This is a genomic window from Escherichia sp. WS568 (assembly GCF_046486085.1).
Lineage (GTDB): Bacteria > Pseudomonadota > Gammaproteobacteria > Enterobacterales > Enterobacteriaceae > Escherichia > Escherichia coli.
On sequence record NZ_JBJQMC010000002.1, the window covers coordinates 205,213 to 226,114 of the forward strand.

21 protein-coding genes and 1 other RNA gene are annotated in these 20,902 nt (G+C 49.2%); 14 read left to right on the plus strand and 8 right to left on the minus strand.

What is annotated here, in order from left to right; translation table 11 throughout:
- Nucleotides 1–15 precede the first annotated feature (15 nt).
- Nucleotides 16–1,005 (minus strand): bifunctional threonine ammonia-lyase/L-serine ammonia-lyase TdcB, encoded by a 990-nt coding sequence (gene tdcB / locus ACJHWR_RS03370; protein WP_000548347.1) that lies wholly within the window; start codon nt 1,003–1,005, stop codon nt 16–18.
- Between the two features lie 98 nt (nt 1,006–1,103).
- Complete coding sequence (tdcA, locus tag ACJHWR_RS03375) at nt 1,104–2,042, minus strand: transcriptional regulator TdcA (protein ID WP_000104211.1); 939 nt, start codon at nt 2,040–2,042, stop codon at nt 1,104–1,106.
- 314 nt (nt 2,043–2,356) lie between these two features.
- On the opposite strand from tdcA, the gene tdcR reads away from it, so the two are divergent.
- The 3 genes from tdcR (at nt 2,357) to ACJHWR_RS03390 (ending at nt 4,579) form a co-directional block, all read left to right on the plus strand.
- Nucleotides 2,357–2,575: a transcriptional activator TdcR gene (gene tdcR / locus ACJHWR_RS03380; RefSeq protein ID WP_135143344.1), complete on the plus strand. Its 219-nt coding sequence runs from the start codon at nt 2,357–2,359 to the stop codon at nt 2,573–2,575.
- A 255-nt stretch (nt 2,576–2,830) separates the two neighbouring features.
- Complete coding sequence (gene yhaB / locus ACJHWR_RS03385; RefSeq protein WP_000675735.1) at nt 2,831–3,370, plus strand: protein YhaB; 540 nt, start codon at nt 2,831–2,833, stop codon at nt 3,368–3,370.
- 21 nt (nt 3,371–3,391) lie between these two features.
- The gene (locus ACJHWR_RS03390; protein ID WP_000484566.1) at nt 3,392–4,579 is read left to right on the plus strand and encodes a YhaC family protein; all 1,188 of its coding nucleotides are present in this window, start codon (nt 3,392–3,394) and stop codon (nt 4,577–4,579) included.
- 221 nt (nt 4,580–4,800) lie between these two features.
- Here the strand turns inward: ACJHWR_RS03390 and rnpB are convergent.
- From rnpB to garP, 5 genes are all read right to left on the minus strand, one after another.
- An RNA gene (gene rnpB / locus ACJHWR_RS03395) (RNase P RNA component class A) lies at nt 4,801–5,177 on the minus strand.
- Between the two features lie 32 nt (nt 5,178–5,209).
- The gene (garK, locus tag ACJHWR_RS03400) at nt 5,210–6,355 is read right to left on the minus strand and encodes a glycerate 2-kinase (protein ID WP_001330125.1); all 1,146 of its coding nucleotides are present in this window, start codon (nt 6,353–6,355) and stop codon (nt 5,210–5,212) included.
- A 96-nt stretch (nt 6,356–6,451) separates the two neighbouring features.
- Nucleotides 6,452–7,342: a 2-hydroxy-3-oxopropionate reductase gene (gene garR, locus ACJHWR_RS03405; RefSeq protein ID WP_001303675.1), complete on the minus strand. Its 891-nt coding sequence runs from the start codon at nt 7,340–7,342 to the stop codon at nt 6,452–6,454.
- Between the two features lie 29 nt (nt 7,343–7,371).
- A complete protein-coding gene (gene garL / locus ACJHWR_RS03410; RefSeq protein ID WP_001058227.1) occupies nt 7,372–8,142 on the minus strand; it encodes a 2-dehydro-3-deoxyglucarate aldolase in 771 nt (256 codons plus the stop codon).
- A 15-nt stretch (nt 8,143–8,157) separates the two neighbouring features.
- Complete coding sequence (gene garP / locus ACJHWR_RS03415; RefSeq protein WP_000599651.1) at nt 8,158–9,492, minus strand: galactarate/glucarate/glycerate transporter GarP; 1,335 nt, start codon at nt 9,490–9,492, stop codon at nt 8,158–8,160.
- A 374-nt stretch (nt 9,493–9,866) separates the two neighbouring features.
- Between garP and garD the strand changes: the two genes are divergently transcribed.
- From garD to yhaV, 3 genes are all read left to right on the plus strand, one after another.
- Complete coding sequence (gene garD, locus ACJHWR_RS03420) at nt 9,867–11,438, plus strand: galactarate dehydratase (RefSeq protein ID WP_001273756.1); 1,572 nt, start codon at nt 9,867–9,869, stop codon at nt 11,436–11,438.
- 148 nt (nt 11,439–11,586) lie between these two features.
- Complete coding sequence (gene prlF, locus ACJHWR_RS03425; protein ID WP_021547164.1) at nt 11,587–11,922, plus strand: type II toxin-antitoxin system antitoxin PrlF; 336 nt, start codon at nt 11,587–11,589, stop codon at nt 11,920–11,922.
- A complete protein-coding gene (yhaV, locus tag ACJHWR_RS03430) occupies nt 11,922–12,386 on the plus strand; it encodes a type II toxin-antitoxin system ribonuclease toxin YhaV (RefSeq protein ID WP_000347273.1) in 465 nt (154 codons plus the stop codon). Before prlF ends, yhaV begins: the two co-directional genes overlap by 1 nt.
- Before the next feature lie 54 nt (nt 12,387–12,440).
- Here yhaV and agaR read toward each other — a convergent pair whose 3' ends face one another.
- Entirely contained in the window at nt 12,441–13,250 is an 810-nt protein-coding gene (agaR, locus tag ACJHWR_RS03435; RefSeq protein WP_000072171.1) for an aga operon transcriptional regulator AgaR, read from the minus strand.
- 248 nt (nt 13,251–13,498) lie between these two features.
- Between agaR and kbaZ the strand changes: the two genes are divergently transcribed.
- From kbaZ to kbaY, 8 genes are all read left to right on the plus strand, one after another.
- Nucleotides 13,499–14,779, plus strand: a complete 1,281-nt coding sequence (gene kbaZ / locus ACJHWR_RS03440; protein WP_000681958.1) for a tagatose-bisphosphate aldolase subunit KbaZ — start codon at nt 13,499–13,501, stop codon at nt 14,777–14,779.
- A 22-nt stretch (nt 14,780–14,801) separates the two neighbouring features.
- Nucleotides 14,802–15,275 (plus strand): PTS N-acetylgalactosamine transporter subunit IIB, encoded by a 474-nt coding sequence (gene agaV, locus ACJHWR_RS03445; RefSeq protein WP_001295547.1) that lies wholly within the window; start codon nt 14,802–14,804, stop codon nt 15,273–15,275.
- A gap of 10 nt (nt 15,276–15,285) precedes the next feature.
- Nucleotides 15,286–16,065 (plus strand): PTS N-acetylgalactosamine transporter subunit IIC, encoded by a 780-nt coding sequence (gene agaW, locus ACJHWR_RS03450; RefSeq protein ID WP_000406214.1) that lies wholly within the window; start codon nt 15,286–15,288, stop codon nt 16,063–16,065.
- Nucleotides 16,055–16,933, plus strand: a complete 879-nt coding sequence (gene agaE, locus ACJHWR_RS03455) for a PTS N-acetylgalactosamine transporter subunit IID (RefSeq protein WP_001295548.1) — start codon at nt 16,055–16,057, stop codon at nt 16,931–16,933. The genes agaW and agaE overlap by 11 nt, the downstream gene beginning before the upstream one ends.
- Nucleotides 16,934–16,950: 17 nt before the next feature.
- Nucleotides 16,951–17,385 carry a PTS galactosamine/N-acetylgalactosamine transporter subunit IIA gene (agaF, locus tag ACJHWR_RS03460; protein ID WP_000948834.1) on the plus strand — a complete coding sequence of 145 codons (435 nt, stop codon included), beginning with the start codon at nt 16,951–16,953 and terminating at the stop codon, nt 17,383–17,385.
- Nucleotides 17,382–18,515 (plus strand): N-acetylglucosamine-6-phosphate deacetylase, encoded by a 1,134-nt coding sequence (nagA, locus tag ACJHWR_RS03465; RefSeq protein ID WP_023141632.1) that lies wholly within the window; start codon nt 17,382–17,384, stop codon nt 18,513–18,515. The genes agaF and nagA overlap by 4 nt, the downstream gene beginning before the upstream one ends.
- Nucleotides 18,516–18,865: 350 nt before the next feature.
- Entirely contained in the window at nt 18,866–20,020 is a 1,155-nt protein-coding gene (locus ACJHWR_RS03470) for an AgaS family sugar isomerase (protein ID WP_001114880.1), read from the plus strand.
- Between the two features lie 12 nt (nt 20,021–20,032).
- Entirely contained in the window at nt 20,033–20,893 is an 861-nt protein-coding gene (kbaY, locus tag ACJHWR_RS03475; protein WP_000022773.1) for a tagatose-bisphosphate aldolase subunit KbaY, read from the plus strand.
- The last annotated feature ends 9 nt before the right edge of the window (nt 20,894–20,902 follow it).

Consider the following 20,902-nt stretch of genomic DNA (forward strand, 5'->3'; position numbering starts at 1 on the left):
TCCTCAACGAATTAATTAAGCGTCAACGAAACCGGTGATTTGAGAGACGCGAGAAAGATCGATATTGCCGCCGGAAATAATACTGACGGTTTTTCTGTTTTGAATATATTGGTCTAATTTACCGCTTAATAATGCAGCACATGCCAGAGCGCCTGCGCCTTCGGTGACGACTTTATTGCGCTGAATTAAGGCAATCATACTGTTTCTGATTTCGTCTTCGCTGACCAGCACGATGTCATCGACTAATTCACGAACGATTTCGTAAGTTAAATTACCCGGGCGGGAGACATCACAACCATCCGCCAGGGTGCCGGTAGTTCGGTGCGTGGTTATTTCTCCGGAGTGGAAAGAAGCCGCCATGCCGTGAACGTTTTCAGACTGTACGCCAATAACACGAATGGTCGGGTTAATAGATTTAATTGCCACCGCAATACCAGCAATTAAACCGCCACCACCAATTGGCACAATCACGTTATCGACATCATAGAGATCTTCCATAATTTCCAGACCAATCGTTCCCTGGCCAGCAATCACTTTCGGATCATCGTAAGGTGGGATAAAAATACGGCCTTCCATTTCGACAATTTCGCTCACTTTAGCGATAGTGTCGTTGAAGTTATCACCATGCAGAACGACTTCTGCGGAGTAGTCGCACGTTGCCGCTACTTTGGATTTTGGCGCACCTTTTGGCATCACCACTTTACCGTCGATGCCCAGCATCGCGCAGGAGAGGGAAACCCCTTGCGCATGGTTGCCCGCAGAACAGGCCACCACGCCTTTGCGTTTTTCCGCATCGGTCAGTGAACTTAATTTATTAAATGCGCCACGAATTTTAAATGAACCCGTACGCTGCATGTTTTCGAATTTGAGGAATATTTCACCTTTGCAACGTTCACTAAAATAGTTGGAGCGAGGCATGCCTGTTTTATAAATTCGCCCAGCCAGTCGTTGTTTTGCTTCAATGATGTCATCAATAGCAACCGGGAGATCGTATGTAATATGCATTATAAAACCTCTTAGCCTGAATTAAATATGTAGGTAACCGTAACCGACACCTGCAAAACAGACAGGTGGATTATTTATGTTTAAATAAAAACAAATAACTAACCAACTTCAATTAATTGCCTTCGTCTACACCCATTATAAGATGAATACTCTTTGGCTAATTCCACCAAAACCGATGCTGCTTTTTTAATACGATAATTTTTCGACCATACCGCGGCATATTGTGCCACAGGTAATGTTTCTTCAACCGGAATAGTAATAAATTGATTAGAACCAAAAGGTGATGTCATATCACATGGAATTACAGTTAAGAAATCAGCATTGAGAACAAGATTATAAATTGTCACGACTGAGTCGGTTTTAACGATGTTTTCAATACTGATGCCATTTCTTTGTAACGTGGTGAGCAGCTCGCTGTAGTATCCCATATTGGTTTGTGGCAACACCCACTGTTCGTTCTTCAACGACTCCAGCGTGGTGGTGCCGGTGCATGTTCGGGACTTACTGGCTACCAGCACAAACTCGGACTCGAACAGCGGCTCAACATGTAAATCCTGAAGCTTCATTTCTGCGCTTAACGTACCAATCGCAAAATCAAGTCGACCGTCGCGGATTGCCGGTAAGAACGAAGACAGTTGCGCTTCATACATAGAAACCTGCGCTTTCGGGAACACCTCTTTGAACTTGTTGATCATCCCTGACATAAAAGTAAAACCAATCAATGAAGGAAAACCAAATGAGACTTCCACCACCGCCTCAGAAGACATACCGCTTATCTCATTAACCATATTTTTCATTTCACGGGTAATGGATTCGGAACGGGAGAGTAACAATTGACCGGCAGGTGTTAATGTTACACCGGTATTTTTCCGCACCACTAATTCCACGCCAAAATAATCTTCAATATCGTTAATGATTTTACTGACGGCCGGTTGAGTTAACCCTAATTCTTTTGCAGCCGAGCCGATAGAGCCACTTCTAATGACTTCCTGAAAGACTACCAGGTGCTGCGTTTTCGGAAGAAGAATAGTGCTCATAACGACCTACGTTAATTACCTCATTGACGGCATGAAGTGTATCAAAATGAAATGAACAGGATATGTGCGACCACTCACAAATTAACTTTCAATACATTCCAGGGCATCGTTATTTCAATTAAATATCTTTATATATCAATAAGTTAAAGTATAAAAATCAGCATAAACCCTGATTTTTGTCAAAAAAAATGACGGGGATAACCATATTTTATGGCGATAACATCATTCGTTATGTGGTTAATACAAAAAAGGGGCTGAGACCATATTTCAAGCAATTACCGGATAATTACCAGGCAAAATTTGAGTTAAATTTAATGAGCAAGTTCTCAAATTTTATTATAAATAAACCATTTTCAGCGATAAATAATGCGGCACGTCACATTTTTTCACGCTATTTGTTGGAGAACAAACATTTATTTTATCAATATTTTAAAATTTCGAATACAGGTATTGATCATCTCGAACAATTGATTAACGTCAACTTTCTCCCTCATGACAGGACGTCATTTTGTGAATGCAATCGTTTTCCATAAATTCTTCTCCCCTCATAGGTGACGAATAGCATTTTGTGTTGAGGATCACAAAACGAATAATTGCTGGTCGCCGCGATAAGGTCAGCCAAAGACAACAAGGGGAATTTTCACAGAGCTTTTGATCGGCGTAGGCCACAGAATGTTGCTTCGTTTACTGTAATGCCGGGTAAATGAGCGTTTTTTGATAGTGCGAAAGTGCCGTGCGAGGAAAATAAGCATCTATTATTGTTTGTCATGATGACAAGGCAGGCATCAATGAAAGGCTTCCCAATTGCACATATTTTTCACCCTTCAATCCCGCCAATGCACGCAGTGGTTAACAATCACAACAGAAATATTGATTATTGGACGGTAAAAAGAAAGTTTGCAGAAATTGTCTCCACCAATGACGTTAATAAAATATACAGTATAAGTAATGAACTGCGGAGAGTATTATCTGCAATTACTGCATTGAATTTCTATCAAGGCGATATTCCTTCTGTCATGATCCGAATCCAACCGGAAAATATGAGTCCATTCATCATAGATATTTCTACAGGAGAACATGACGATTATATCATACAAACATTAGATGTAGGCACTTTTGCACCTTTTGGTGAACAATGTATTTGCTCAGCCGTCAATAAAAAAGAGCTGGAATGTATTAAGGAGACGATTTCTAAGTATTGTGCAAAATTCACCCGAAAAGAAGCCATCTTAACACCTCCTGCGCACTTTAATAAAACCAGCATTACTTCAGATTGTTGGCAAATTCTCTTTTTTTCACCCGATCATTTTAATAATTATTTTTATTGATTATTTATAAAGGATAAAATAATGTTCCCTGTTTCATCAATTGGTAATGATATTAGTAGTGATTTAGTCCGTCGAAAAATGAATGATCTTCCTGAAAGCCCCATAGTTAATAACCTCGAAGCACTAGCACCAGGTATAGAAAAACTAAAACAGACCTCTATTGAAATGGTCACTTTACTTAACGCGTTACAACCAGGTGGGAAATGCATTATCACTGGTGATTTTCAAAAAGAATTAGCGTACTTACAAAATGTAATTCTTTATAATGATTCGTCTCTTCGTATGGATTTTTTTGGTTATAACGCCCGAATTATTCAACGATCAGACAATACCTGTGAACTTACAATTAATGAACCGTTAAAAAACCAGGAAATATCCACAGGCAATATCAATGTTAATTGCCCATTGAAAGACATTTACAATGAAATCAGGAGGTTGAACGTAATCTTTAGTTGTGGGACTGGAGGTATAGTTGATCTATCCTCTCTGGACTTACGGAATGTCGATTTAGAACTTTATGATTTTACAGATAAACATATGGCCAATACAATTTTAAATCCTTTTAAATTGGATGACACAGATTTTACTAATGCCAACATGTTTCAGGTAAATTTCGTTAGTTCAAAACAAAACGCCACAATCTCATGGGATTATTTACTAAAAATAACGCCTGTTATAACAAGCATTAACGATATGTATTCTGAAGAAAAAATTAAGCTTGTCGAAAGTTGTTTAAATGCGCTTGGAGATATTACCGAAGAACAATTAAAAATTATGAGACTTGCAATTATAGAATCTATACCAAGAGCAACTCTAACAGATGAATTAGAAAATGAATTAACAAAAGAAATATATAAAAGCTCATCGAAAATTAACAATTACTTGAACAGAATTAAATTACCAGAGATGAAAGCATTCTCATTAGAAAAAATAGATTATTACATCGATATAATCATTAAAGATTATGAAAGCGTCAAAGAAAATGCTTATCTAATCGTTCCAAAAATTAATTACAATACAGATTTAAACATAGAGGATTCTAGCTCAGAGGAATTCCTTTCAGATAATACACTAGAGAAAGACGAAAATTCTCATGACAATTGCTTTGAGGTCGTAAAATATAACACATATGAAGCTTATAACTCAGAGAAGCAATATTTTACCAGAGAGGACTATACGTATGATTACGACCTTTTAAATGCAATATAGACTTAATAATTTCTTACAAAGTCTATTATTAATACCGTAGATATTTATTCATCTTACACTATGCTCCAAAAAGCAAAAACCCGCCGAAGCGGTTTTTTACGTAAAACAGGTGAAACTGACCGATAAGCCGCTTTCTTTTGGGTATAGCGTCGTGGACAGTCATTCATCTTTCCGCTCCTCCAAAAAGCAAAAACCCGCCGAAGCGGGTTTTTACGTAAAACAGGTGAAACTGACCGATAAGCCGGGTTCTGTCGTGGACAGTCATTCATCTAGGCCAGCAATCGCTCACTGGCTCAAGCAGCCTACCCGGGTTCAGTACGGGCCGTACCTTATGAACCCCTATTTGGCCTTGCTCCGGGTGGAGTTTACCGTGCCACGGACTGTTACCAGCCGCGCGGTGCGCTCTTACCGCACCCTTTCACCCTTACCTGATCCCGCTTGCGCGGGCCATCGGCGGTTTGCTCTCTGTTGCACTGGTCGTGGGTTTCCCCCCCAGGCGTTACCTGGCACCCTGCCCTATGGAGCCCGGACTTTCCTCCCCTCCGCCCGTCTCCCCCGAAGAGGACGACGACGAAGCGGCGACTGTCTGGTCAGCTTCGGCGCGCAGTATAGAGGGTTTGCGCGCCCTTGTCACCCCGCGTTGCGCATTCCAATCGCCAGTGTCGCGGCGATATTACGTGAAGCACGGTAAATATTGTCATAAGCCCCGCGGAATGCTTCGTCCAACGTACCAATACTGGTCAATACGCTGAAGACCGCATCAATGCCATGCTGATGTACAACGCCAACATCATTGGTCAGGCTACCCGCAATGCCAATCACCGGTTTATGGTACTTTTTCGCCACGTTTGCGACGCCAATCGGAACCTTGCCGTGTATACTCTGGCTGTCAATACGCCCTTCACCGGTGATCACCAGCGTACAATCGTGAATATGTTCCTCCAGATTCAGCGCCGTCGTGACGATTTCAATACCGCTTTTCAGTTCCGCACCAAGAAACGCCATTAGCGCCGCGCCCATACCACCCGCAGCTCCTGCGCCGGGGACATCTTTCACATCAACATGCAGCGCTTTTTTAATGACATCGGCATAGTGAGAAAGGTTATTGTCCAGCTCAACAATCATCGCTTCACTGGCTCCCTTTTGTGGGCCAAAGATGCGCGATGCGCCGTTATCGCCCACCAGCGGATTGGTGACATCACAAGCGACGCGAATGACGCAATCTTTTAAGCGCGGATCGAGGCCGGAAATATCAATATCATTCAGAGTATTAAGACTACCGCCGCCAAAACCAATTTCATTGCCGTTGGCGTCGCATAATTTCGCCCCCAGCGCCTGTACCATGCCTGCACCGCCATCATTTGTAGCGCTACCGCCAATGCCGATAATAATGTTTGTCGCGCCGCTCTCCAGCGCCTGCAGAATTAACTCGCCTGTGCCGCGTGAAGTGGTCACGAGTGGATCACGTTTTTCCGCAGGTACCAGCTCCAGCCCACTGGCCGCCGCCATTTCAATAAACGCGGTTTTGCCATCGCCGGAGATCCCCCAACTGGCATTCACCTTCTCGCCCAGCGGCCCTGTAACCCAGGCGTGACGTTCGGAACCCTGGGTGGCTGCAATCATCGCTTCCACCGTTCCTTCGCCACCATCGGCAACAGGAACAGAAACGTACTGTGCATCAGGAAAAATTTCCCGAAATCCTTTTTCTATCGCCTGCGCAACCTCGCTGGCAGATAAACTTTCTTTATAAGAGTCTGGGGCGATTACGATTTTCATACCTATGCCTGTTACCACATGACGCCGGAGGGCGTTTCTCTTATTCGGCCTGGATTCCAGGCCCGGATTGCAATACGCCATCCGGGCACGACGTCATTAACGAGTAACTTCGACTTTCGCCAGTTTTTCGTAGTAGCACGCCAGGGCGCTATGATCTGCCGTTCCTAAACCATCTGCTCGCAGTGCCTGCATCATCTCCATAACCGCAGCTGTGAGCGGCAGTTGCGCGCCGACGCCGTGGGAAGTATCCAGCGCATTTGCCAGATCCTTAATATGCAGATCAATACGGAAGCCCGGCTTGAAGTTGCGGTCCATCACCATCGGCGCTTTGGCATCCAGCACGGTACTGCCCGCCAGTCCACCGCGAATTGCCTGATACACCAAATCCGGGTTAACGCCCGCTTTGGTTGCCAGCGTTAACGCTTCTGACATCGCGGCAATATTCAGCGCCACAATGACCTGATTCGCCAGTTTGGTAACGTTACCTGCACCAATTTCCCCGGTATGCACCACGGAACCCGCCATTGCTTTCATCAAATCATAGTATTTGTCGAAAATAGCCTTGTCGCCGCCCACCATCACTGACAGCGTACCGTCGATAGCTTTCGGTTCACCGCCGCTCACCGGAGCATCCAGCATATCAATGCCTTTCGCTTTCAGCGCTTCGCTGATTTCACGGCTTGCCAGCGGTGCGATAGAACTCATATCGATCAATACCGTACCAGGCTTCGCGCCTTCAATAATGCCATTCTCACCCAGCGCCACCTCTTTCACATGAGGGGAGTTTGGCAGCATGGTTATGATGACGTCGCACTGTTCAGCGATCGCTTTAGCCGTAGACGCTGTTTCTGCACCTGCAGCAATCACGTCAGCAATAGCTTCTGGGTTACGGTCAGCAACCACCAGCGAGTAACCTGCTTTCAGAAGGTTTTTACTCATTGGTTTACCCATAATCCCCAGGCCAATAAAACCAACTTTCATAGTCATATCAATCATCTCTCTTGTTGCGGTGGTGGTTATTTTTTAAAGGTATCAGCCAGTTTCTGAGTGGCAGAGCGGAAGACGCCGAGATCGCTGCCGACAGCCACAAACGTCGCCCCCCATTCCAGATAACGACGCGCATCGGCTTCGACCGGTGCGAGGATACCGCTGGGTTTGCCGTGCGCACTGGCACGGTTAAAAATATGCTGGATTGCTTTTTGTACATCCGGGTGCGAGGCATTGCCGAGATGGCCTAATGCCGCAGCCAGATCGCTGGGGCCGACGAAGATACCGTCTACGCCTTCGGTAGCGGCAATGGCATCGACGTTATCTACGCCCTGCTGACTTTCTATCTGGACCAGAATGGTGATGTTCTTGTTCGACTGAGCGAAATAATCCGCCACGGTGCCAAACATATTGGCGCGGTGAGAAACGGAGACGCCGCGAATGCCTTCCGGTGGGTAACGGGTTGATGCCACCGCCTGCTCTGCTTCCTCTTTTGTTTCTACAAAAGGAATCAGGAAGTTATAGAAACCGATATCCAGAAGACGCTTAATAATTACCGGCTCGTTGGTCGGCACTCGCACTACTGGCGCGCTGGCGCTGCCTTTCAGGGCCATTAACTGCGGAATAAACGTGGAGATATCGTTTGGCGCATGTTCGCCATCCAGCACCAGCCAGTCAAACCCAGCCAAACCAAGGACTTCAGTGCTAATCGGGTTAGAGAGTGCTGACCAGCAACCAATTTGTACCTGTTTCGCAGCCAGTGCGGCTTTGAATTTATTCGGGAAAACATCGTTATTCATCGCTTATACCTTTGCTTATTTCTGCAATTCCATACGTTTAATGTCGCCAACTACGAAGAGGTAGCAGACCATCGCCATCAGCGCTGAACATCCCACGAAAACCAGTGCTGCATTGAAGGAGTGCAATTCACTTACCAGGTAGCCAATCACCAGTGGAGTGACAATGGAGGCAACATTGCCAAAGACGTTAAAGACGCCGCCGCAGAGACCAACAATCTCTTTCGGCGCGGTGTCAGAAATTACCGGCCAGCCCAGCGCACCAAATCCTTTGCCAAAGAAAGCCAGCGCCATCAGCATGACCACTAGCGTGGTGTTGTTGGTGTAGTTACATAAGATAATGGTGGAAGCCAGCAACATTCCCAGCACAATCGGTAGCTTACGTGCCAGGGTCAGGGACAAACCGCGTTTGATCAGATAATCCGAGAAGACACCTCCCAGTACGCCGCCCGCAAAGCCACACAGTGCCGGAATCGAGGCGACCAGACCCACTTTCAGAATCGACATGCCTTTTTCCTGCACCAGATAAATTGGGAACCAGGTGAGGAAGAACCAGGTGATGGTGTTGATAAAATATTGTCCGAAAAATACGCCCAGCATCATGCGGTTAGAGAGCAATTGCTTGATGTAATGCAGTTTGGGACCGCTTGCTGCCGCACTGCCCGGCTTTTTGTGGTCCATATCGACCACCGCGCCATTTTCTGAGATAAACTTCAGCTCTTCCGCAGACATACGTGGGTGATCTGTCGGGTTATGAATCAACTTGATCCACAGCGCCGTCAGCACAAAACCAATCACCCCCATAACGGTGAAGACGTGCTCCCAGCCCCAGGCGAAAGTCAGCCAGCCAAGCAGCGGCGAAAAGAGCGCCAGCGAGAAATATTGCGCCGAGTTAAAGATGGCGGAGGCAGTACCACGTTCTTTCGTTGGGAACCAGGCGGCGACAATACGGGCGTTCGCCGGGAATGATGGCGCTTCCGAGAACCCCAGCATAAAGCGCATAAAGAACATGGAGATCCCTGCCCAGGCCAGCGGGAACATATCAACAAAGCCTTGCAGGAAGGTGAACAGCGACCAGAAAAAGAGGCTGTAGGTGTAAACTTTTTTCGAGCCAAACTTATCAAGCAGCCAGCCGCCGGGAATTTGCATCAGCAGGTAGGCCCAGCCAAAAGCGGAGAAGATGTAACCCATCGAAACCGCACTTAACTGCAACTCTTTTGCCACTTCGGTACCAGCAATAGACAGCGTTGCACGATCGGCGTAGTTAACGGCGGTAACAATAAAAATAATCAGTAATATTAAATAGCGGGTATGCACGCCTTTCTTTTTTACGTCAACGGTGTCCAGAATCATTTTATTTACCTCGGGTACTTATGCTGATTTTTATTATTATGGGGAAGGTGTTATTTATGAGTTTTATTTATGCCGTTACGGCAATGAACTCGGGAATTAGTATAATCAGCGCGAGAATAATAATCATTGTGCAAATGCTAATTTAATTAATACTATTTAAATATTATTTTGAGCATATGCACATAAGGTTGCGCGCTAAAGCACAGATTTGCGCTTTACCTTGCCGGGCGGCACTGCAATCCCTGAAATGATTGACATTGATCACATTTCTGCGTTTAAACTCCTGACATTCTTATTTCACCCAATGAAGTCATTTATTTTTAAATGAGACCAGGTCCTCATTTTAATAACCCCTGGCTGGAGAATATTGCACAATGGCCAACATCGAAATCAGACAAGAAACGCCAACTGCGTTTTATATAAAAGTTCACGACACAGATAATGTGGCAATTATTGTTAATGATAATGGCCTGAAAGCAGGAACGCGTTTTCCGGATGGGCTGGAATTAATTGAACATATTCCCCAGGGGCATAAAGTCGCATTGCTGGACATTCCAGCTAATGGTGAAATTATTCGTTATGGCGAAGTGATTGGTTACGCCGTGCGCGCAATCCCACGCGGAAGCTGGATCGACGAATCAATGGTTGTACTACCGGAAGCGCCGCCGTTACACACGCTGCCACTGGCAACCAAAGTCCCGGAACCCTTACCGCCGCTGGAAGGATACACCTTTGAGGGCTATCGCAATGCCGATGGCAGCGTGGGCACTAAAAACCTGCTCGGCATCACCACCAGCGTCCACTGTGTAGCAGGCGTGGTGGACTATGTAGTAAAAATCATTGAACGCGATCTGCTACCGAAATACCCGAACGTCGATGGCGTGGTGGGGCTGAATCATTTGTACGGCTGTGGCGTGGCGATTAACGCACCGGCGGCAGTTGTGCCTATTCGTACCATCCACAATATTTCGCTGAACCCTAACTTTGGCGGCGAAGTAATGGTGATTGGTCTGGGTTGTGAAAAGTTGCAGCCTGAGCGCCTGCTGACTGGAACGGATGATGTGCAAGCTATTCCAGTAGAAAGCGCCAGCATTGTCAGTTTGCAGGATGAAAAGCATGTCGGCTTTCAGTCCATGGTCGAGGATATTTTGCAGGTCGCCGAACGCCATTTGCACAAACTGAATCAACGACAGCGAGAAACCTGTCCGGCTTCAGAACTGGTTGTCGGCATGCAGTGCGGTGGCAGCGATGCGTTTTCTGGCGTAACGGCAAACCCGGCGGTTGGGTATGCGTCTGATCTACTGGTGCGCTGCGGCGCAACGGTGATGTTTTCAGAAGTCACGGAAGTGCGTGACGCGATCCATCTGCTGACACCACGCGCAGTGAACGAAGAGGTCGGCAAACGGCTGCTGGAGGAGATGGAGTGGTACGATAACTATCTCAATATGGGAAAAACCGACCGCAGCGCCAACCCTTCGCCGGGCAACAAGAAAGGCGGTCTGGCAAATGTGGTGGAGAAAGCGCTCGGCTCCATTGCTAAATCGGGTAAAAGTGCAATTGTTGAAGTGCTGTCGCCCGGCCAACGCCCGACTAAACGCGGATTAATTTACGCCGCGACGCCAGCCAGCGATTTTGTCTGTGGCACGCAACAGGTGGCTTCGGGTATCACTGTGCAAGTGTTTACGACCGGTCGTGGTACGCCGTACGGCCTGATGGCGGTACCGGTCATTAAAATGGCGACCCGCACCGAGCTGGCGAACCGCTGGTTTGATTTAATGGATATTAACGCGGGCACTATCGCTACCGGCGAAGAAACCATTGAAGAAGTGGGCTGGAAGTTGTTCCACTTTATTCTCGACGTCGCCAGCGGGAAGAAGAAAACTTTCTCGGATCAATGGGGACTGCATAACCAGCTGGCGGTGTTTAACCCAGCACCGGTGACCTGATTTCTTTTGGAACGTCCCTCGCAAAACATGGCCTTAGTGCCATGTTTTTATTGTTTAAAGTCCACACATCCATTAATAATGCATTTGCATTACCTTAGTTCAAGCTTATAATTTGAGCAGAAAACAGGCTGTAAAAGGACAGTAAATAATGCCCGCTAATGCTCGCTCTAACGCTGTACTGACCACTGAATCAAAGGTCACGATACGCGGACAAACAACTATCCCCGCGCCAGTGCGTGAGGCCTTAAAACTGAAGCCAGGCCTGGACAGCATTCATTACGAAATTCTGCCTGGTGGGCAAGTATTTATGTGCCGACTGGGAGATGAACAGGAGGATCATACTATGAATGCATTTTTGCGTTTTCTGGATGCAGATATCCAGAACAACCCGCAAAAAACTCGTCCATTCGACACTCAACAAGGAAAGAAACTTGTCGCTGGCATGGACGTCAACATTGACGATGAGATTGGCGACGACGAATAATGGATTTTCCACAAAGGGTTAATGGTTGGGCGCTATATGCTCATCCCTGTTTTCAGGAAACCTACGACGCTTTAGTTGCCGAAGTCGAGACATTAAAGGGAAAAGATCCTGAAAATTATCAGAGAAAAGCCGCCACAAAGTTATTGGCGGTAGTCCATAAAGTGATTGAGGAGCATATCACGGTCAATCCATCATCACCGGCATTCCGTCATGGCAAGTCGTTAGGCTCTGGGAAAAATAAAGACTGGTCACGGGTAAAATTTGGTGCTGGTCGTTATCGTCTCTTCTTTCGTTATAGTGAAAAAGAGAAAGTCATCATTCTGGGATGGATGAACGATGAAAACACGCTGCGCACCTACGGTAAAAAAACAGATGCCTATACCGTATTCAGCAAAATGTTAAAAAGAGGACATCCTCCTGCCGACTGGGAAACCCTCACCCGAGAGACAGAAGAAACCCATTGATGGTGTTCACAATGCCCGCCGAACGCATTCGTGTTGACCAGCGGGCACCCTTTCTCACTCCCCGACCAGAATCACTTCAACCCCAGCCTTTCGCAGTCCTTCCAGACTATCCGCAGGAATGCCTTCATCAACAATGATCATGTCGATACGTTGAGTATCAATGATCTTATGTAAACTGGAACGGTTGAACTTACTGGAATCGGTGACCACGATGATCCGTTCCGCAACTTCGCACATCCGACGGTTTAAACGGGCTTCATCTTCATTATGCGTGCTGACGCCGCGCTCCAGATCGATCGCATCTACACCAAGAAACAGCATATCGAAGTGGTAATTTTGCAGCGATTGCTCAGCCTGATCACCGTAAAAAGATTGCGACTGACGGCGCAAATGCCCCCCGGTCATCAGCAGCTCAACGCCTTCCGCTTCCAGCAACGCATTAGCCACGTTCATACCGTTGGTCATCGCAATTACGTCGGTGTGCTTGCGCATCAGACGAGCAATCTCAAAAGTGGTGGTCCCGGAGTCGAGGATCACCCGATGACCAGGCTGAATCAACTCAACGGCAGCTTTCGCAACGCTGCGTTTCATCGCGGTGTTCAGTGCGCTTTTATCTTCCACTGATGGCTCGACTGACGGCGTTGTGCTATCGCAGATCAACGCGCCACCATAGGCACGCACAGCGATCCCCTGCTTTTCCAGAAACGCCAGATCGTTGCGGATCGTCACAGTAGATACGCCATACAATGCCGACAGATCGTTAACCTGCACACTCCCTTGCTGTCGCAGACGCTGAATGATCTGTTCTCGTCGCTCGCTGGTGCCTGTCATTCGCTTCTCACCTGAAGCGTCGGTATTACTCATAGTAAGTCCTTTCGTAAAACTTTCGTTTCATTTCGTTTTGCCTATTAACGCCTTTCTATTAAGCAAATGCAAGCCCACCTTACCCATTGGCGCAAGCTACTCTCGTTTCAGTGGCTTTCATTATGTTTCTTTTGTGAATCAGATCAGAAAACCATTATCTTTCGTTTTATTTTTATCTCACCATGGCGCAGTATCAACTGAAACAAAACGAAAGATTAATATCGCAGTAATCTGAACTGGAGAGGAAAGTGAAACATCTGACAGAAATGGTGAGACAGCACAAAGAGGGCAAAACAAATGGGATTTATGCCGTTTGTTCCGCACATCCGCTGGTGCTGGAAGCTGCAATCCGCTACGCCAGTGCAAACCAAACGCCGTTACTGATTGAAGCAACCTCCAATCAGGTGGACCAGTTCGGCGGTTATACCGGAATGACGCCCGCCGATTTTCGCGGCTTTGTTTGTCAGCTCGCCGACTCGTTGAATTTCCCACAGGATGCGTTGATTCTGGGTGGCGACCATCTGGGGCCAAACCGCTGGCAAAACCTGCCTGCCGCTCAGGCAATGGCCAATGCCGATGATTTGATTAAAAGCTACGTGGCGGCAGGATTCAAAAAAATTCACCTTGATTGCAGCATGTCCTGTCAGGACGATCCGATTCCCTTAACTGATGACATCGTGGCCGAACGCGCCGCTCGTCTGGCGAAAGTGGCGGAAGAAACCTGCCGTGAACATTTTGGCGCGGCCGATCTGGAGTATGTCATTGGTACCGAAGTACCGGTACCTGGCGGCGCGCATGAAACCTTAAGCGAGCTGGCGGTCACCACGCCGGATGCCGCCCGCGCCACGCTGGAAGCCCATCGTCACGCCTTTGAAAAGCAAGGTCTGAGTGCCATCTGGCCACGCATTATTGCCCTGGTGGTTCAACCCGGCGTCGAATTCGATCACACCAACGTTATTGATTATCAGCCCGTCAAAGCGACCGCCTTAAGCCAGATGGTCGAAAACTACGAAACGCTGATTTTCGAAGCGCACTCTACTGATTACCAAACGCCGCAATCGCTGCGCCAGCTGGTGATTGACCACTTTGCCATTCTGAAAGTTGGCCCGGCGCTGACCTTTGCTCTGCGTGAAGCTCTGTTCTCTCTGGCGGCGATTGAAGAAGAACTGGTACCAGCAAAAGCCTGTTCTGGTCTGCGTCAGGTGCTGGAAAACGTGATGCTCGACCGCCCGGAATACTGGCAAAGCCACTACCACGGTGACGGCAACGCGCGTCGTCTGGCGCGTGGTTATAGCTACTCGGATCGCGTGCGCTATTACTGGCCGGACAGCCAGATTGATGACGCTTTCGCTCATCTGGTTCGTAATCTGGCGGATTCACCAATTCCGCTACCGCTGATCAGCCAGTATTTGCCGCTGCAATACGTGAAAGTTCGCTCCGGCGAGCTGCAGCCAACACCACGGGAACTCATTATCAACCATATTCAGGACATCCTGGCGCAGTACCACACAGCCTGTGAAGGCCAATAAGCAAAACAAAGAGGAACACGCTATGCCAAATATTGTTTTAAGCCGGATTGATGAGCGTTTGATTCACGGTCAGGTCGGCGTTCAGTGGGTCGGATTTGCGGGGGCAAATCTGGTGCTGGTAGCCAACGATGAGGTTGCCGAAGATCCGGTACAACAAAACCTGATGGAAATGGTACTGGCAGAAGGGATCGCCGTACGTTTCTGGACGCTGCAAAAAGTCATCGACAACATTCATCGCGCCGCCGATCGACAGAAAATCCTGCTGGTTTGTAAAACACCTGCCGATTTCCTGACGCTGGTGAAAGGTGGCGTTCCGGTGAATCGCATTAACGTTGGCAATATGCACTACGCCAATGGCAAGCAACAAATCGCCAAAACGGTTTCTGTGGATGCGGGTGATATCGCAGCATTTAACGACCTGAAAGCCGCTGGGGTGGAATGCTTCGTTCAGGGCGTCCCAACAGAGCCTGCAGTGGACCTCTTTAAATTACTTTGAGGGATTCATCATGGAAATCAGTCTGTTGCAGGCATTCGCGTTGGGCATTATCGCCTTTATCGCTGGCCTGGATATGTTTAACGGCCTAACCCATATGCACCGCCCGGTGGTCCTCGGCCCGTTGGTCGGACTGGTACTTGGCGATCTGCATACCGGTATTTTAACCGGCGGTACGCTGGAACTGGTGTGGATGGGGCTGGCCCCGCTGGCAGGCGCACAACCGCCTAACGTGATTATCGGTACTATCGTCGGCACGGCGTTTGCCATTACTACTGGCGTGAAACCGGATGTCGCGGTCGGTGTCGCCGTACCTTTCGCTGTCGCAGTACAGATGGGGATTACCTTCCTGTTCTCGGTGATGTCCGGCGTGATGTCCCGCTGCGACCGGATGGCGGAGAACGCCGATACTCGCGGCATTGAACGCGTGAACTATCTGGCATTGCTGGCACTCGGCACGTTCTATTTTCTCTGCGCTTTCCTGCCTATCTACTTCGGCGCAGAACATGCCAAAACCATCATTGATGTCCTGCCGCAACGATTAATCGACGGCCTCGGCGTCGCGGGTGGCATCATGCCAGCAATCGGTTTTGCCGTGCTGCTGAAAATCATGATGAAAAACGTCTACATCCCCTACTTCATCCTGGGCTTTGTTGCCGCAGCCTGGCTCAAGTTACCGGTGCTGGCTATTGCTGCCGCCGCGCTGGCGATGGCGCTGATCGACTTGCTGCGTAAATCTCCTGAACCGACTCAACCTGCGGCACAGAAAGAGGAATTTGAAGATGGCATCTAATCAAACTACCCTGCCGAACGTCAGTGAAAACGAAGAAACACTGCTGACAGGTGTCAATGAAAACGTGTATGAAGATCAGAGCATTGGCGCAGAGCTGACGAAAAAAGATATCAACCGCGTCGCCTGGCGTTCCATGCTGTTACAAGCGTCTTTTAACTACGAACGTATGCAGGCTTCTGGCTGGTTGTACGGTCTGCTGCCTGCTCTGAAAAAGATCCACACTAATAAACGCGACCTGGCGCGCGCCATGAAGGGGCATATGGGTTTCTTCAATACCCATCCGTTTCTGGTGACGTTTGTTATCGGCATTATCCTTGCGATGGAGCGTTCTAAGCAGGACGTTAACAGTATTCAGAGCACCAAAATTGCCGTCGGTGCGCCGCTCGGCGGGATTGGCGATGCGATGTTCTGGCTAACGCTACTGCCGATTTGTGGCGGGATAGGTGCAAGCCTCGCGCTACAAGGCTCTATTCTTGGCGCTGTCGTCTTTATTGTGCTGTTCAACGTGGTGCACCTGGGGCTGCGTTTTGGTCTGGCGCATTATGCTTACCGCATGGGCGTGGCGGCGATTCCACTCATTAAAGCAAATACCAAAAAAGTCGGCCATGCGGCATCTATCGTTGGGATGACGGTAATCGGCGCGCTGGTGGCAACCTATGTTCGTTTAAGCACCACGCTGGAAATCACCGCGGGCGACGCAGTGGTTAAGTTACAGGCTGATGTTATCGACAAACTGATGCCAGCCTTCTTACCGCTGGTCTACACCCTGACCATGTTCTGGCTGGTACGCCGCGGCTGGAGTCCGCTGCGCCTGATTGCGGTTACCGTGGTTCTCGGCATCGTCGGTAAATTCTGCCATTTCCTTTAAATACAATGAGGTATTAGATGTTAAGTATTATTTTGACAGGGCATGGCGGATTTGCCAGCGGCATGGAAAAAGCAATGAAGCAAATTCTCGGTGAGCAATCGCAGTTTATCGCCATCGATTTTCCGGAAACCTCAAGCACCGCGCTGCTTACATCGCAGCTTGAAGAGGCCATCGTCCAACTGGATTGTGAAGACGGCATTGTTTTTCTGACGGATTTGCTGGGCGGCACGCCGTTTCGCGTAGCTTCAACGCTGGCGATGCAAAAACCGGGCTGTGAAGTGATCACCGGCACAAATTTGCAACTATTACTGGAAATGGTGCTGGAACGCGAAGGGTTAAGCGGTGAAGAGTTCCGTGTGCAGGCGCTGGAGTGTGGACACCGTGGGCTAACCAGTCTGGTGGACGAACTTGGTCGCTGCCATGAGGAATGTCCGGTCGAGGAAGGAATATGACACACGTTCTGCGCGCCAGAAGGCTGCTGACTGAAGAGGGATGGCTCGATGACCATCAGTTGCGTATTGCTGACGGTGTAATCGCAGCAATCGAACCGATTCCAGTGGGCGTGACTGAACGCGATGCGGAACTGCTCTGTCCCGCTTACATCGACACCCATGTACACGGTGGTGCGGGCGTTGATGTAATGGATGATGCGCCGGATGCGCTCGACAAGCTGGCAATGCACAAGGCACGCGAAGGTGTCGGCAGTTGGTTACCGACCACCGTAACCGCGCCGCTTAATACCATTCATGCGGCGCTGAAACGTATTGCTCTACGCTGCCAGCGTGGCGGACCTGGTGCGCAAGTGCTGGGGAGTTATCTCGAAGGACCGTACTTCACGCCGCAGAATAAAGGCGCGCATCCGCCGGAGCTGTTTCGCGAGCTGGAAATTGCCGAGCTGGATCAATTGATTGCCGTTTCTCAGCACACCTTGCGCGTAGTAGCGCTGGCACCAGAAAAAGAAGGGGCATTGCAGGCCATCCGCTATCTTAAACAGCAAAACGTACGGGTGATGCTGGGGCATAGCGCGGCGACCTGGCAACAAACCCGTGCCGCGTTTGACGCTGGTGCCGACGGCCTGGTGCATTGCTATAACGGGATGACAGGTTTACATCACCGCGAACCGGGGATGGTTGGCGCGGGATTAACGGACAAGCGCGCCTGGCTGGAACTGATAGCCGATGGTCATCATGTACATCCGGCGGCGATGTCGCTGTGTTGTTGCTGTGCGAAAGAGAGAATCGTGCTGATCACCGACGCGATGCAGGCAGCCGGGATGCCGGATGGTCGCTATACGTTATGTGGTGAAGAAGTGCAGATGCACGATGGCGTTGTCCGTACCGCGTCCGGTGGGCTGGCGGGCAGTACGCTGTCTGTCGATGCGGCAGTGCGCAACATGGTCGAGTTGACGGGCGTAACGCCTGCGGAAGCCATCCATATGGCATCGCTGCATCCGGCGCGTATGCTGGGTGTTGATGGTGTTCTGGGATCGCTTAAACCGGGCAAACGCGCCAGCGTCGTTGCGCTGGATAGCGGGCTGCATGTGCAACAAATCTGGATTCAGGGTCAATTAGCTTCGTTTTGATGGTTTGCTCCTTTATTGGGCCTTCACTTCCCCCGTAAGGCCTTTCTTTTTCTTTCTTTTTGATCTGTGCAGCGGTGTCGGATGCGACGCTGACGCGTCTTCTTCGACCTACGGTACGCCGCATCCGGCAATCGGTGAACATAGCGACGTTATCACGCAATCCTTTAATCTTCCCTTGTCTTTTCTTTCAATGATCACAAATTTCGTTTTATTTCTTTTTTCTCCATTGAACTTTCAGTTTCTTTTCTATAGATTTTAATCAACGAAAGACATCACCAAGTGAAATGAAACGAAAGGTAAGCGAAAGCGACAACGCCCGACGTCAAGTTCATCAGACTAAGGATTGAGTTATGCCAGAAAATTACACCCCTGCTGCTGCCGCAACCGGTACATGGACTGAAGAAGAGATCCGCCATCAGCCTCGCGCATGGATCCGTTCACTCACCAACATCGACGCGCTACGTTCCGCGCTCAATAACTTCCTTGAACCGTTACTGCGCAAAGAGAATCTGCGGGTAATCCTGACCGGAGCCGGAACCTCGGCATTTATCGGTGACATCATCGCGCCGTGGCTCGCCAGCCATACCGGTAAAAACTTCAGCGCCGTACCGACCACCGATCTGGTCACTAATCCGATGGACTACCTGAATCCAGCTCATCCGCTGCTGTTGATCTCCTTCGGTCGATCCGGCAACAGCCCGGAAAGCGTCGCCGCCGTGGAACTGGCAAATCAATTTGTACCAGAATGCTATCACCTGCCGATCACCTGCAACGAAGCGGGCGCTCTTTACCAAAACGCGATCAACAGCGACAACGCGTTTGCCCTGCTGATGCCCGCAGAAACGCACGATCGCGGCTTCGCGATGACCAGCAGCATTACCACCATGATGGCCAGCTGCCTCGCGGTTTTCGCACCTGAGACGATCAACAGCCAGAGCTTCCGCGATGTGGCGGATCGTTGCCAGGCGATCCTGACCTCACTGGGCGATTTCAGCGAAGGTGTGTTTGGTTACGCACCGTGGAAACGGATCGTTTATCTCGGCAGCGGTGGCTTACAGGGCGCAGCACGCGAGTCGGCGCTGAAAGTGCTGGAACTGACGGCGGGTAAACTGGCGGCCTTTTATGATTCCCCGACCGGATTCCGTCATGGCCCGAAATCGCTGGTCGATAACGAAACGCTGGTGGTGGTGTTTGTCTCCAGCCACCCTTACACCCGTCAGTATGATCTTGATCTGCTGGCAGAACTCCGCCGTGACAACCAGGCATTGCGCGTAATCGCCATCGCCGCGGAAAGCAACGACGTTATTACCGCCGGTCCACATATCATCCTGCCGCCGTCCCGTCACTTTATCGACGTTGAGCAGGCATTTTGCTTCCTGATGTACGCCCAGACGTTTGCACTGATGCAGTCGCTGCACATGGGCAATACGCCGGATACCCCATCAGCCAGTGGCACCGTTAACCGCGTGGTGCAAGGCGTAATCATTCATCCGTGGCAGGCATAAGAGGATCGCATTATGAGCATTATCTCCACCAAATATCTGTTACAGGACGCCCAGGCCAATGGCTACGCGGTGCCTGCCTTTAACATTCATAACGCCGAGACGATCCAGGCGATCCTCGAAGTGTGCAGTGAAATGCGATCGCCGGTGATCCTCGCCGGGACGCCGGGGACCTTTAAACATATCGCGCTGGAAGAGATCTACGCCCTGTGTAGTGCCTATTCCACAACCTACAACATGCCACTGGCGCTGCATCTCGACCACCACGAATCGCTGGATGATATTCGCCGTAAAGTCCACGCAGGCGTGCGCAGTGCGATGATCGACGGCAGCCACTTCCCGTTTGACGAGAACGTAAAGCTGGTGAAATCGGTTGTCGACTTCTGCCACTCACAGGATTGCAGCGTGGAAGCAGAACTGGGCCGCCTCGGCGGTGTTGAAGATGACATGAGCGTTGACGCCGAAAGTGCATTCCTGACCGATCCACAAGAAGCTAAACGCTTTGTCGAACTGACTGGCGTCGACAGCCTGGCGGTAGCGATTGGTACGGCGCACGGCTTATACAGCAAAACGCCGAAGATTGATTTCCAGCGGCTGGCGGAAATTCGTGAAGTGGTGGATGTTCCTCTGGTGCTGCATGGTGCCAGCGATGTCCCGGATGAATTTGTCCGTCGCACTATTGAACTTGGCGTCACAAAAGTGAACGTTGCCACAGAATTAAAAATAGCCTTCGCTGGCGCGGTTAAAGCCTGGTTTGCGGAAAATCCGCAGGGTAATGATCCTCGTTATTATATGCGCGTCGGAATGGATGCGATGAAAGAAGTTGTCAGAAATAAAATTAATGTCTGTGGTTCAGCGAATCGAATTTCAGCATAATCATTAGTT